The following is a 13,038-nucleotide window of genomic DNA, read 5'->3' as shown; positions in this document are numbered from 1 at the left end:
GTCGAACCTGATCGACCAGGTCGAAACCACCGAAAAGAACCGGCAGGAAAGACCTGCGGCACGCAGTGCCAATCGCCGAGCGTAGCGGATACGACAGGGTTGGTCCGTGCGGTGAAATCGATGGAACCGGAAGGGGCTTCGGTGCGTCTAAGGGTGTGAAGGAGTGCCATCTCAGTGGCCGATTGAGTGTGATGCTGTGGGTGGGGTGGATCGATGTTCGAGCGCATGACTCGCCACCGTCGGGTGTCGCCGTGGGTTGTTGTCGAAGGTTGTCTGCACTCTCGCACGGCGGAACTCGGTGGAGTCGAGGAGGTTTCATGGGGCGGGGGCGGTGAGGTGAATTGGGTGCAGTGGTGTCGTAGGCTGTGCGCAACGACGGGGTGGCCGAGTGCGGGGAGCATGCGGACGGCCGTGGGTTGGTGCGGGCTCGGCCGGACGGTGTGGCTCGGTGATCGGGGAAGACGGAGGATGCTCGTGCTGCGACGGTCTGTGTTGGTGAGCGCGGTGTTGTGTGGGGTGCTTGCGGTGGCGGGGTGTTCTTCCACCGAGAGTGGGAACGCGCAACCGAGTGCGACCACGGATCAAGCTGCGGCTACCGCTGCATTGTGGGATCCGTGCACGCAGATCCCCGACTCGATGCTTACGAGCCTAGGGTTGGATGTGGCATCCGAGCGGTCGGGGATTCTTGGGGCAGAAGAACCAGGGTGGAAGATCTGCGGGTGGGAAGATGCCGAGTTCCCTCCGAATTACGGCATCCACGTGTATTCGACGATCCACACTGTCAAAGAAGTGCGAGAAAAACCTACAAATATCGCATTTACTGATGTCGTCGTCGCGGGACGCAGCGGCGTGCAGTACCGGCAAACCCACAACGACGCGAACGAGGAATGCTCCATCGCATTCCCGACCGCAAGCGGGCTCGCACAAATCGACCTGCTGAATATCAGTACGAAGTCGAAGTCGATGCCGCCCTGCGAGCGTCTCGATCCCATTGCCGAAGCGATTATTCCACTGTTTCCGAAGTGAACCATCTAGAAGATTAGGGGGTGCGATGGCTCCAACTGATGAGAAGTCCCGCTGGCAATACCTGAACGAGGAGGCAAAAGCTGGTCGCCTCTACCTGGATCCCTCGGTTGCGACAAGCTGCCGCGATGCGAGCAACAATCAGATAGCGCTGTTCATCCGGCTCAAGAGCGACCTGCAACCGCTGTCGACGGTCACCGGCCTTGGACGGTTCACTGCCGCCGACGAACTCGCCAAGATGCTGGGCATGAAAGCCATTGGTGGAGAACGAGATTTCAACACCGCCTTCGAGGAACATATCGCGGTCCTCGAGCTCATCCGCGACACCATCGAGATCTCGGTGAAGAAGTACGAAGACCAGCAAATAGCCCAAGCGCAAGCGCTGACTTCACAGGGCGCCAACCTTCCCAGTGGTGGTTAAGAATGTCATTCTTGGACAATGTCGTCGGTAGGGCAGTCGTCAACTCCATTCCGGGAGGTAGCACATACCTCTCGTTGAAGGATTACGCCGACGGTAGCAAGCCGACCCGCTCGACGGACGAGAGCCCGGACGCGCATATCGCACGGAATCGGTTGGCGGAGTTGAAAAACGAATTCGACGGCGCCTACCAGAAGCCGCAGGTCGTCTCGTACGACGAACCGAGTCAGATGTCGGACCTGTACGAGCGGGTCTCCGCGATGTCGATGACCGATGTCAACACGCTGCACACCCGTTGGGAGACCCTGCGCAACAAGCTCGAACAGGGTTTCAAGACCTACGACACCGAAATCGGGAAAGCGATCGGGGAGAAGTGGACCGGTAACGCGGGAGCCAGCGCCGGTGCGGGCATCAAGGACTATGTCGAGAAGTCGGGAAACCTGCTGTCGTCGGCGCAGATGATGGCCGAGAAGGTGAAGGTGGTCGAGTCGGCCATGCAGATCGCCAAGGATCGGGTCCAGCCGCACGAAGGCTCCACGCTCAGCGGGATCGCGAGCTACATCCCCGGACCCACCTGGAAGATGGACAGCCACAACGCCGATACCGCGAAATCGGAAGGGGCGGAGGTGGTCAAGGGCATCTATTACGAGGCGATCAAGATCGCGGACACCGACGTCCCACTCGTCCCCCAGCCGTACAACCCCTTGGACACCGGCTCGAAGCCGGGCGATGACAACGGCAGCAAGGACGACACCACCGACAAGAAGTCGACCACGCAACAGCCCACCACCGAACAGCCCACGACCGAACAGCCGACCACGGAGACGACGACGGAGGACCCCTCCGACGACGACACCGGCGACGACACGACACCGTCGAGCACGGAGCCTGCGGCGACGACACCGCAGTCCACCGTGCCGACCACGCCGACTTCACCGACCGGCACCACCCCCGCGTCGACGACACCGATGGGGACCGGTGGTTCTCCGGGTGGCGGTTCGCCCGGTGCGGGGACACCGGGTTCCGGCGTGCCGGGAGCGGCCGTTCCGGGCACACCGGGTGGCGCGGCCGCGGGAAAGAGCGGTGCCGGTGCAGGAGGGGCGGGTTCCGCCGGTTCGGGCCGCGGGATGTCGGGCATGGGCGGTATGGGTGCCGGTGGCGGGAAGGGCGGGAAGGGCGATGACGAGAAGGAATCCGGGACGAAGGACTATCTGATCAATCAGGAGAACGGTGAAGAACTCACGGGGCTCAGCGAGGATCAGCGGGCCAAGACGGTGCCGCCGGTGATCGGCGCATGAGCCAGGGACAGTGGCAGTTCAGTGCGCTCGGTTTCACGGTGCTGTGGCGCGCGGCGGATCGCGATGTGCTCCCCTATCCGTTGCAAACGCAGGCGGATGCGGTGACCGTGGACGACTACGACCGGCTGTGGCAGGACGAGGCCCAGCGGATGCTGCCGATGTTCGACCACTCGCTGGACGCGGCGCTGCAAATTCTGCTCGAGCCGGAAGCGCGATTCGAGCTCGCCGGGTACGGCGACGGGGAGAAGTTGCGGTCGTTCGCGGCGGTGCGGGGGCAGCAGGCGGTGCTGGTGGAACAGCAGCGGGTGCCGCTCGACCACGAGGGCGGTGACATCCGGATGAGCATGCTCGAGATCGAACAGCTGCCCGACAAGCTCCTTGCCCGGCTGCCGAAGACGGGGGCGGCGGGCGGGGACGTGTTCTCGATGAACAGCAACGACTTCGACGAGGAAGCACCCTACGATCCGTGGGCGGCCGACCGGCGCACGCCGCAGCAGAAGGCGGATGATTTCTTCGGGCGGCCCCGGTCGACGCTGGTATACGTGGCGGGCTATCCGGGCGCCGCGACGGACAACCGGCCACAACCCGCACAGGGCTTCCACGTGATGGATTTCCCGGATGGGCGCTACCTGGTCACCGAACGAGGCTCTGTGATCGAGGCGCGACCGGGTGATACCGGCGATGCCCGAGGGTCGTTGGTGCGGTTGATGAAATCGGCCATCGCGATCTATCGCGAAGACAACGAACCCGCCTACCGATAGACACGCATCGACCCCTGCCATGAGTCACGGCAGGGGTCGATGGCGTTACTGGGCCGGGGTTCGGTGCGCTTGTTCGACGAATTGGTTGGTGTAGGTGGCTTCGAGGTCGATGCGGTCCCGGACGGGGGCCACGTTGCGGGAGTATCGGCCCAGGATGCGGAGGACGTTCTGGGCGCCTTCGGGTTTCATCAGGCCGTCGCCGTTGAACATGCCGATCGAGTCGCGGATGGATTTCGCGTAGAGGGCGGGGTCGCTGCCGGCGTATTGGGACGGCATCTTCGCGGCGATCTCGTCGGGGTTGTGGGTGTCGATCCAGCGCAGGGTCTGGACGAAGGCGTTGGCCAGTTTCTGGACGATCTCCGGGTGCGCGGAAACGGTGTCGCACTTCATGTACAGCGATGAGGCGGGGTACAGGCCGCCGAGTGCGGCGCGGGTGCCTTCCTCGTTACGCATGTCGGTGAGGATCTTCGCGTCACCGGACTGGACCATTTTCGCCACGGTGGGGTCGGTGGTCATGCCCGCGTCGATGCCGTCGTGGTTCATGCCCGCGATGAAGGTTTGTCCCGCACCGACTTTCACCCTGGTGTAGTCGGAGGTGCTCAGACCCTCCTGACCGGCCAGCGCCTGGGTGAGGAAGTCGGTCGACGAGCCGAGCGAGGTGACGCCGAGGTTGCGGCCGCGGAAGTCGGCGGGCGAGCGGATGGTGTCGGCGTCGGCGGTGGAGACCAGTTCCACTTCGCCTGGCACGTCGGCGAATTGGACCACGGTCTGCAGGCACTGGTCTTTGGCCTGGAGGTCGATGGTGTGGTCGTAGAAGCCGACCACGGCCTGGACGTCACCGGTGAGCAGGGCGGTTTCGGCGCTGGCGCCGGACTGTTCGCCGAGCAGCTTCACGTCGATGTCGTTGGCCTCGAACGCGCCGAGCTGCTGGGCGAGCATCGCGGGCAGGTAGATCACCTTCTCCAGACCGCCGACCATGATGGTGATCTGGGGTCTGCCGTCGGCCATCGGGATGGACCGCGAATCGCGGCATCCGGTGGCCAGCAGCAGCGAACTGATCGCGAGCAGCGCCAGTGCGAAGGGCTTGCGGTATCTCATCGTCTACACCCCGTGACCCGACTGTGCCTGCGAGGGACGCCATTTCAGCAGGCGCCCTTCCGCGAAGCCGATGAGCGATTCCGCGATCAGGGCGACCACGGTGATGATGATCATGCCCGCGTAGATGCCTGCCGCGTCGAAGGTGCCCTGGGCGTTGGAGATCAGCAGGCCCAAACCTTTACTGGCACCGGCATATTCACCCACGACCGCGCCGATCAGCGCGAACCCGAAGGCGGTGTGCAGGCTGGACAGGATCCAGGTCGTGGCGCTGGGCAGCACGATGGAGCCGAGGATCTGACGTTTACTCGCACCCAGGATGCGGGCGTTGTTGATGACATTGCCGTCGACTTCCCTGGCGCCGGTGAAGGCGTTGAAGAACACGGCGAAGAACACCAGTACCACCACGGTCGCAACCTTGGAACTCAGACCCAAGCCGAACCAGATGATGAACAGCGAGGCCAGCACGATGCGGGGCACGGCGTTGAGCGCCTTGATGAACGGGGCGAGCACGTCGGCCCAGTAGCGGCTGCGGCCGAGCAAGGTGCCCAGCACGACACCGGCGACGGTGCCGATCACGAAGCCGAGCACGGCTTCCTGCACGGTGGTGAAGATCTGCAGCCAGATCGACCCGAACTGCGTTCCCTCGGTGAACCATTCGACCAGCCGATCCCAGATCAGGGAGGGCTTGGAGTAGAAGAACGGGTCGATCCAGACGCTGGCGACCAGCTCCCACGATCCCAGCCACAGCACGATCAGCGCGGCCCGTAGACCCCACACCCGCAGCTTGGACTTGCGGTTCTTGGCCTTCACCCGGGCCAGGATCTGCTCCTCGGATTCCGCCTCGACCTCCGGCGCCGTCGCGGCGATCGCGGTCATCGTCTCAAGCGACACGGGTCGCTCCCTTCGTGCGAGCCGCCTCGACCTGATCGCGCAGCGTTTCCCAGATTTCCCGGTAGAGGTCGCGGAATTCCTCGGTGAGGCGCACCTCTTCGACATTGCGCGGACGTTCGAGGGTGACGCGGAAGTCACCGCAGACGGTCGCGGGGCTCGCGGTCATCACCACGACCCGGTCGGCCAGGGCGATGGCCTCCTCGAGGTCGTGGGTCACGAAGATCACCGCGGCGTCGGTGCCTGCCCACACGCGCAGCAGTTCGTCCTGCATGAGCTGGCGGGTCTGCACGTCGAGCGCACTGAACGGCTCGTCCATGAGCATGATCTCGGGTTCGTTCACCAGGGTCTGGGCCAGTGCGACGCGCTTGCGCATGCCGCCGGAGAGCTGGTGCGGGTAGTAGTCCTCGAACCCGGCCAGCCCGACGATGCGCACCCATTCGGCGGCCTTCGCCTTCGCCTGGGCTTTGGACACGCCACGAAAGCGCGGGCCGAGCGCGACATTGTCGAGCACGCTGCGCCACGGCAGCACGGCATCCTGCTGGAACATGTAACCGATGCCGTCGGGGATGCCGTCGACATCCTTGCCGCGCACCAGCGTGCGCCCCGCCGAGGTGGGCTCGAGGCCCGAGACCAGGGAGAGGGTGGTGGACTTGCCACAGCCGGTCGGGCCGACCACCGCGACGAATTCGCCTGGCGCGACGGTGAAGTCGATGTTCTTCACCGCGGTGTGGATGCCACCGTCGGTTCCGGGAAAGCGCTTCGTCGCGCCCCGGAGTTCGATGAGTGGATTGCTCATTGCTGCTCCTGTGTCCGGCGCCGCCTTGGTGTGATGCGCGGCCGCTATCGAAAGGTAAGTGTTGTGGGTCACAGGGCGCGCGCTTGTGCGCACAACCGGCGCAAGCAGCGATACGGACGTTGTGCGCATTGTGCTCATGGTCACCGGGGGTGCCTACACTGAGCCGGTGAGGCTGTTCCCCCGTGGTGTCCGGCTGCGGACGCAGATCGTGTTGCTGCAGGTCGCGCTGGTGGCGTTGATCCTGGGGCTGGCGTTCGGGGTGTTCGCCTACCTGAGCGATCAGCGGTTGTCGGCCGAGTACGGGCAGCGGGCTCTGGCCATCGCACGCACCGTCGCCAGTGATCCGGTGGTGCGCGAGGAGGTCGCCCGGTACGCGGCGCTGGAGCCGGGGCCATTGCTCCGCGCGGAGCTCGCGAGCGGGGAACTGGAGCAGACGGCCGAGGCGGCGCGCCTGCGGACGGGGGCACTGTTCGTGGTGATCACCGATGACGCGGGGTTGCGGTTGGCGCATCCCGACCCGGCGCGGCTGGGTCAGAAGGTGAGCACGGATCCCTCGGAGGCGTTGGCAGGGCGCGAGGTGGTGATTCGCGAGCACGGCACACTCGGCGACTCGGTGCGGGCGAAAGTGCCGGTGCGCGAGCCCGGTTCGGATCGGGTGGTGGGCGAGGTGAGTGTCGGCATCTCCACCGAGGCGGTGAGCGATCAGCTGGTGAGCGACCTGCGCCGGGCCGCCGTCCTGGTGATGGGCGCGCTGTTCGCGGGGATCGCGGGGTCGGTGTTGCTGGCACGGCGGTGGCACGGGTTGACCCTGGGCTTGCAGCCCGCCGAGCTGGCCGAACTGGTGCGCGAACAGGATGTGGTGCTGCACGGGATCGGCGTAGGGGTGGTCGCGGTCGATGCCAGGTGGCGCACGACGGTGATCAACGACGAGGCGCGCGCCCTGCTCGGAATCGACGGGGACAGTGGACGTTCGGTGGATTCGATCGGGCTCACGCCGCGCGTGCTCGAGGCGTTTCGCGCCGCCGACGGGCAGCCGGTGCAGGCGGCGATCGGCGATCGGATCGTCGTGGTCACCGCCAGGACGGTGACCCGCGACGGGCGCGCGCTGGGGGCGGTGCTCGATGTGCGCGATCGGACCGATGTGGAATCGCTGACCCGGCAGCTGGACGCGGTGCGGTCGATGAGCACGGTGTTGCGGGCGCAGCGGCACGAGTTCGCCAACCGATTGCACCTGCTCAGTGGGTTGCTGCACGGCGATCGGCCCAGCGAGGCCGCGAAATACATCGACGAGCTGCTCGGGTCGGGGCCGCTCGGGGCCGCGATGCCGGGGATCGATGCGGTGCGCGATCCGTATCTGCAAGCGTTTCTCGCCGCCAAGGCCGCTCATGCCAGGGAGAACGGGGTGTCGTTGCGGCTGGGGCCGAGCACCTGGGTGGACGCGAATCTCGGTGCGCCGGTGGATGTGACGACAGTGCTGGGCAATCTGCTCGACAATGCCATCGATGCCGTGCGCGTCGTCGAAGCCGCCACGGGGCCGGACGTGCCCGCCGAGTTCGACGCACGCATCCGCGATGATTCCGTGGCGGACGAGTCCGGCGCGCAGGCCCGCGCGCTCGTCGAGGTCGAGTTGGTGCAGGAGGGATCCACGCTGCACATCACCGTCGCCGACAGCGGCCCGGGAATCGGACCGGAACTGGTGGATTCGCTGTTCGCCGACGGGGTTTCGACGAAACACGGTGGCGGGGTGCCAGGGGGTCGTGGGGTGGGGCTGGCGTTGTCGCGGCAGGTCGCTCGGGCGCTCGGTGGCGATGTGTGGTTGGCCTCGGCGGCCGGCGCCGGTGGACAACTGAGCGGGGCGGAGTTCATCGCGCGCCTACCCGGCGTGCTCAGCGAGGGAGAAGTGTCGTGAACCGGCCCGACTACACCGTGCTCGTGGTCGATGACGACTTCCGGGTGGCGAACATGCATGCCGGAATCGTCGGCGCGCTACCCGGATTCGCTGTCGGCGCGGTCGCCAACACCGTTGCCGCCGCCCGGCAGGCACTCGCCACGACAGCCATCGATCTCGCCTTGGTCGACGTCTATCTGCCGGATGGTTCGGGCATCGACCTGGTGCGCGAATTGCACTGCGACGCCATGATGCTCACCGCTGCCACCGAATCGGCCACGGTCCGCGCCGCCTCGGCGGCGGGAGCGCTGGCGTATCTGGTGAAACCGTTCGATCACACCGTCCTCGCCGCCCGACTGGCCGGCTATGCCCGTTACCGCAGAATCCTCGCCGTCCCCGAGGTGAGCGCACGCGAGGTCGACGCGGCACTCGACGCGCTGCGGCCCACCCCGGTAACCCCGGACCGGGGCTCCGCCGCCGCCTCCCCCACCAGGGAACTCGTACTCCGAGCGGTGCACGGGGCCACCGCCCCGATGTCGGCGGGCGAGGTCGCCACCGCCATCGGAATCTCACGGGCCACCGCCCAGCGCTACCTGGCTGCCCTCGTCACCACCGCCGATCTACGCATGCAACTTCGCTACGGCACCACCGGCCGCCCCGAACAGGAATACTCCCCGATCCGCCGCACGCCCTGAGCGACGCGACCCGTCTCGGCAACCCGATGCGTGCCGAGAGACCCGGCGGCACAAAACCAGTCGACCCGACGGTGGCCCGCCAACTAGCGTTGATTCTCGCCGTCACACCGCCGTCGAAAGGTCATGCAGTGCTCGAAGCCGAAGCGATCGCCGCCAACCGCGCGAATTGGGACGACCGGGCCGACGTGCACGCGCGTTCGCGGATGTACGACGTCGACGCCTTTCTGGCCGATCCGGACGACATTTCCTCGGTGGTGCGCAACGATCTCGCGGTACTGGCCCCGCACCTACCGGAATCCGGGATCCGGGGGCGATCCCTGCTACATCTGCAGTGTCACATCGGGACGGACACCGTGTCCTGGGCGCGATTGGGCGCGATCGAGGTACACGGACTGGATCTGTCGCCGAACTCGCTGCGGCACGCCGCGCGGATCGCCGAGGCCGACGGTCGCGACATCACCTGGGTCGAAGGCGACGCGCGGTTCGCCTCCTCCCTGCTCGATCGGCGCTTCGACACCATCGTGACCAGTGCGGGAACCATCGTCTGGCTGCCGGAGCTCACCGCGTGGGCGCGGTCGATCCATGACCTGCTCGAACCGGGCGGGGTGTTCGTGATCCGCGACGACCATCCGATTCTGGGTGCGATGCAGTTCGAACCGTGGGAGATCGACGACGACTATCTCGGCGGTGGCGGCGCTCGCAGCTACTCGGACTCGGGGACCTACACCGAGGAATCCGAAGGGCAGATCGCGCACACGACCAATCATGAGTGGCGCCACGACCTGGGCGAGATCGTCGGCGCGCTGCTCGGAGCCGGGCTCGTCATCGAGGCGCTGACCGAGCTGCCCACTATGGACTGGCCCGCGTTCGCCGATCTCGTACCCTGCGAGCAGGGATGGACATTGCCCGACGGCGCACCGCGCATCCCGTTGAATTTCGCCGTCGTCGCCCGGCGGCCCGGCCACTAGACGCCGTCGGGCCGCGCGGTCTCAGGCATCCTCACCGAGGGCGTGCAGGATCGCGCGGGTCTTCTCGTCGCGGGCCGACACGCCCTGCTCGTACTGCTGCTCGCCGTTGCCGTACGCGGCGTCGACTTGCTGGACCACCATGCCCATGGCCGACTTGTCCGGTGAGCCGATGTCGAAGGTCATCTGGGAGCCGACGTTGTCCATCAGGTGGCGGATGCCCGCGGGGCCGCCGCCGAGGTTCATGCCCTCGAACGGGCCGACGGTGGCCCAGCGCAGTCCGAGCGAAGCTTTGACCAGGTCGTCGAGGTCTTCCGCGGCGATGATGCCCTGTTGCACCAGGTAGATCGCCTGGTCGTTGAAGACCTTCTGCAGGCGGTTGCCGACGAAACCAGGGATCTCGCGCTGCAACCGGATCGGTGTCTTGCCCAGCTCGCGATAGACCGTCATCGCCCGGACCACCGCCGCATCGGCGGTCTTCGCGCCGGGAACCACCTCGACGAGGGGCATCAGGTCTGCCGGGTTGAAGGGGTGGCCGATCAGGATGCGGCCGGCCGCGGAGCTGCCCTGGGCGATGTCGGTGGGCAGCAGCGAGGACGAGGAGGAGGCGAGCACCACGTCATCGGCGGTGGCTGCGGCCAGCTCGGCGAAGACCTCGTGCTTGAAATCGAGCCGTTCCGGGCCTGCCTCCTGCACATAGTCGACACCCTCGGCGGCCGATCCGGCCTCGGCGTGGGCGGTGACCGACAGACCCGACAGATCGTCGGCCACGATCTGTTCGAGGTCGGGTCGCGGATCGGCCAGTGCGACGTCCCAGCCGCCCCGGGCGAAGAGCCTCGCCCAGCCGAGACCGATCACGCCCGCCCCGACGATCGCCACCTTCGCCATGAGCTCTCCCGCCGATCGGAATCCCGAGTGGACCGTTCGGCAGCGAGGGTACGCAACGCCCGAGGCGGACAACGCCCGACACGCGGCGGGCGTTATCCGGCTCTGATCAGCGTGATTGCAGCCAGCCGCCGATTCGCTGCGCGATGGCGTCGGGGGTGAGGCCGAGTTCTTCGAGGATCTCGTTGCGGGAGGCGTGGTCCAGGAACTGCTGGGGCACACCGAGATCGCGGGTGGGGACGTCCAGGCCCGCGTCGCGCAGGCGAGCGGAGACGGTGGAGCCGATGCCGCCGTGCAGGCCGCCGTCTTCGACGGTCACCACGAGGCGGTAGTTCTCCGCGAGCTTGACCAAGGTGTCCGACACCGGGATGACCCAGCGCGGATCGACGACGGTGACCGAAATGCCTTGGGGTTCGAGGAGTTCGGCGACCTTCATCGCGGTGTCGGCGAAGGGGCCGACGGCGACGATCAGGACGTCACCGTGCTGGGACTGGGCGGAGCCCGCACCGGGCACGGCCAGTCGCAGCACATCCAGCCCGTCGAGACGTTCCACGGCCGTGATGTCCTCGGCGACACTGCCTTTCGGGAACCGCAGCACGGTCGGGCCGTCGGAGACGGCGAGCGCTTCGGCCAGCTCCTCCCGCAACGTGGCACCGTCGCGCGGGGCCGCGACCCGGATGCCGGGGATGATGCCCAGCAGCGAGAAGTCCCACATGCCGTTGTGGCTGGCGCCGTCGGGGCCGGTGACACCCGCGCGATCCAGCACGACCGTGACGGGCTGCTTCAGCAGTGCCACGTCCATCAGGAGCTGGTCGAACGCGCGGTTGAGGAAGGTGGCGTAGATGGCGACCACCGGGTGCATACCACCCAGCGCCAGACCGGCGGCCGAGGCCATGCCGTGCTGTTCGGCGATGCCCACGTCGAACATGCGCTCTGGGAAGCGTTCGCCGAACGCGGCCAGACCGGTGGGGCCCGGCATGGCGGCGGTGATGGCGACGATGTCGTCGCGGCGCGCACCGTGTTCGATGAGCTCCTCGGAGAACACCGCGGTCCAGCCCTTGGCCTTCTTGCCCGCCAGCGGGCGGCCGGTGAGCGGGTCGATCGGGTCGCAGGCGTGCATCTGGTCGGCGACGTGGTTCTCGGCGTGCTCGTAGCCGTTGCCCTTGCGGGTGACCACGTGCACGACGACCGGACCGCCGAAGTCCTTGGCGCGCCGCATCGCCGCCTCGAGCGCGACGAGATCGTGGCCGTCGACCGGGCCGACGTACTTCATGCCCAGATCGGAGAACAGTTCCTGCGGGCTCACCGCGTCTTTGATCCCGGCCTTGAGCGCGTGAACCATCGAGTACGCCGAATCACCCACGGCGGGAATGCTTTTCAGGATGCGTTTCCCGGCGTCGAGCGCGTGCTCGTAGGCAGGCTGGGTGCGCAGGGCGGTCAGGCGGTCGGCGAGCCCACCGATCGTGGGGGCATAGGAACGGCCGTTGTCGTTGACCACCACCACCACCGGGCGATCGGGCGCACCCGCGATGTTGTTGAGCGCCTCCCAGCACATACCGCCGGTGAGCGCGCCGTCCCCGACGATCGCGACCGGGGTGCGGTCCTGATCGGTGAGCGCGAACGCCTTCGCGAGGCCGTCGACGTAGGACAGCGCGGCCGACGCGTGTGAGGACTCGACCCAGTCGTGTTCGCTCTCGGCGCGGCTCGGGTAGCCCGACAGACCGTCACGGCTGCGCAGCGAGTCGAAGCGATCCTTGCGACCGGTGAGGATCTTGTGCACATACGCCTGGTGGCCGGTGTCGAAGATCAACGGATCGGCGGGCGAATCGAAAATCCGGTGTAAGGCGATGGTCAGCTCGACCACCCCGAGATTGGGGCCGAGATGGCCTCCGGTGGCGGCGACCTTCTGCACCAGGAACTCGCGGATCTCGTCCGCCAGTTCCCGCAGCTGCGGCACGCTCAGCCGGCGCAGATCTTCGGGTGAATCCACCCGCGACAGCACTCCCACCTGAACTCGCTCCCTCCGGACTACATTGTGATCAGCCCAGTGTATTTGCCCGCGGGACGGGCACAGGCTCGCGGGCCCTTCCCAGCACGGGCACGGCGAGCGCTACGGTCGCGACGACGATACCGCCGCAGGCCCGGTGAACAGGACGCGCGGGCAGAAATCGGGTTCGACCAAGGCTTACCTCACCGAGTTCTGGGCTGTGAGGACAATCTCCCCTGCGCGTCCAGGACCGGGCCACCAGCGCTGCGACCTACAGTGACGCTGTGACTCGACCGCACGGCGCGACGCGCACGATCGACCCGGGTGTGGTGG

At 66.8% G+C, this 13,038-nt stretch carries 12 protein-coding genes; 7 read left to right on the top strand and 5 right to left on the bottom strand.

The window, feature by feature from the left end; translation table 11 throughout:
• Positions 1-495 precede the first annotated feature (495 nt).
• The 4 genes from ACWFRF_RS33860 to ACWFRF_RS33845 all read left to right on the top strand — a co-directional run bounded on the left by ACWFRF_RS33860 (position 496) and on the right by ACWFRF_RS33845 (position 3,500).
• Positions 496-1,026, top strand: a complete 531-nt coding sequence (locus ACWFRF_RS33860; protein ID WP_452454194.1) for a DUF3558 domain-containing protein — start codon at positions 496-498, stop codon at positions 1,024-1,026.
• A gap of 25 nt (positions 1,027-1,051) precedes the next feature.
• Positions 1,052-1,444, top strand: coding sequence for a hypothetical protein (locus tag ACWFRF_RS33855; RefSeq protein ID WP_452454192.1), 393 nt, complete (start codon positions 1,052-1,054; stop codon positions 1,442-1,444).
• 152 nt (positions 1,445-1,596) lie between these two features.
• Positions 1,597-2,739 carry a hypothetical protein gene (locus ACWFRF_RS33850; RefSeq protein WP_452454190.1) on the top strand — a complete coding sequence of 381 codons (1,143 nt, stop codon included), beginning with the start codon at positions 1,597-1,599 and terminating at the stop codon, positions 2,737-2,739.
• The gene (locus ACWFRF_RS33845) at positions 2,736-3,500 is read left to right on the top strand and encodes an ESX secretion-associated protein EspG (protein ID WP_452454188.1); all 765 of its coding nucleotides are present in this window, start codon (positions 2,736-2,738) and stop codon (positions 3,498-3,500) included. Before ACWFRF_RS33850 ends, ACWFRF_RS33845 begins: the two co-directional genes overlap by 4 nt.
• 45 nt (positions 3,501-3,545) lie before the next feature.
• Here the strand turns inward: ACWFRF_RS33845 and ACWFRF_RS33840 are convergent, their stop codons facing one another.
• Genes ACWFRF_RS33840 through ACWFRF_RS33830 form a run of 3 tightly spaced genes read right to left on the bottom strand, consistent with a single transcriptional unit; the run spans position 3,546 to position 6,285 of the window.
• Entirely contained in the window at positions 3,546-4,598 is a 1,053-nt protein-coding gene (locus ACWFRF_RS33840) for an ABC transporter substrate-binding protein (protein WP_387442533.1), read from the bottom strand.
• A gap of 3 nt (positions 4,599-4,601) precedes the next feature.
• Positions 4,602-5,489 carry an ABC transporter permease gene (locus ACWFRF_RS33835; protein WP_378988671.1) on the bottom strand — a complete coding sequence of 296 codons (888 nt, stop codon included), beginning with the start codon at positions 5,487-5,489 and terminating at the stop codon, positions 4,602-4,604.
• Positions 5,479-6,285 carry an ABC transporter ATP-binding protein gene (locus ACWFRF_RS33830; protein WP_379221846.1) on the bottom strand — a complete coding sequence of 269 codons (807 nt, stop codon included), beginning with the start codon at positions 6,283-6,285 and terminating at the stop codon, positions 5,479-5,481. Before ACWFRF_RS33830 ends, ACWFRF_RS33835 begins: the two co-directional genes overlap by 11 nt.
• A gap of 136 nt (positions 6,286-6,421) precedes the next feature.
• On the opposite strand from ACWFRF_RS33830, the gene ACWFRF_RS33825 reads away from it, so the two are divergent.
• The 3 genes from ACWFRF_RS33825 (at position 6,422) to ACWFRF_RS33815 (ending at position 9,836) form a co-directional block, all read left to right on the top strand.
• Positions 6,422-8,194, top strand: coding sequence for an ATP-binding protein (locus tag ACWFRF_RS33825; protein ID WP_452454197.1), 1,773 nt, complete (start codon positions 6,422-6,424; stop codon positions 8,192-8,194).
• Positions 8,191-8,868 (top strand): response regulator, encoded by a 678-nt coding sequence (locus tag ACWFRF_RS33820; RefSeq protein WP_452454186.1) that lies wholly within the window; start codon positions 8,191-8,193, stop codon positions 8,866-8,868. Before ACWFRF_RS33825 ends, ACWFRF_RS33820 begins: the two co-directional genes overlap by 4 nt.
• Before the next feature lie 128 nt (positions 8,869-8,996).
• Positions 8,997-9,836, top strand: coding sequence for a class I SAM-dependent methyltransferase (locus tag ACWFRF_RS33815; RefSeq protein WP_379314774.1), 840 nt, complete (start codon positions 8,997-8,999; stop codon positions 9,834-9,836).
• 21 nt (positions 9,837-9,857) lie between these two features.
• On the opposite strand, the gene ACWFRF_RS33810 is transcribed toward ACWFRF_RS33815, so the two are convergent.
• Positions 9,858-10,721, bottom strand: a complete 864-nt coding sequence (locus ACWFRF_RS33810) for a 3-hydroxyacyl-CoA dehydrogenase NAD-binding domain-containing protein (RefSeq protein WP_452454183.1) — start codon at positions 10,719-10,721, stop codon at positions 9,858-9,860.
• 106 nt (positions 10,722-10,827) lie between these two features.
• A complete protein-coding gene (dxs, locus tag ACWFRF_RS33805) occupies positions 10,828-12,726 on the bottom strand; it encodes a 1-deoxy-D-xylulose-5-phosphate synthase (protein ID WP_452454181.1) in 1,899 nt (632 codons plus the stop codon).
• Between the last annotated feature and the right edge of the window lie 312 nt (positions 12,727-13,038).

The sequence above is a fragment of the Nocardia sp. NPDC055165 genome (assembly GCF_053606985.1).
This window is presented reverse-complemented; position numbering and strand designations above follow the sequence as displayed.

Excerpts from the sequence above, each read along its gene's own strand:
- ACWFRF_RS33840 (WP_387442533.1), bottom strand. The coding sequence starts at position 4,598 with ATGAGATACCGCAAGCCCTTCGCACTGGCGCTGCTCGCGATCAGTTCG.
- ACWFRF_RS33855 (WP_452454192.1), top strand. The coding sequence starts at position 1,052 with ATGGCTCCAACTGATGAGAAGTCCCGCTGGCAATACCTGAACGAGGAG.
- ACWFRF_RS33825 (WP_452454197.1), top strand. The coding sequence starts at position 6,422 with ATGGTCACCGGGGGTGCCTACACTGAGCCGGTGAGGCTGTTCCCCCGT.
- ACWFRF_RS33810 (WP_452454183.1), bottom strand. The coding sequence starts at position 10,721 with ATGGCGAAGGTGGCGATCGTCGGGGCGGGCGTGATCGGTCTCGGCTGG.
- ACWFRF_RS33845 (WP_452454188.1), top strand. The coding sequence starts at position 2,736 with ATGAGCCAGGGACAGTGGCAGTTCAGTGCGCTCGGTTTCACGGTGCTG.
- ACWFRF_RS33830 (WP_379221846.1), bottom strand. The coding sequence starts at position 6,285 with ATGAGCAATCCACTCATCGAACTCCGGGGCGCGACGAAGCGCTTTCCC.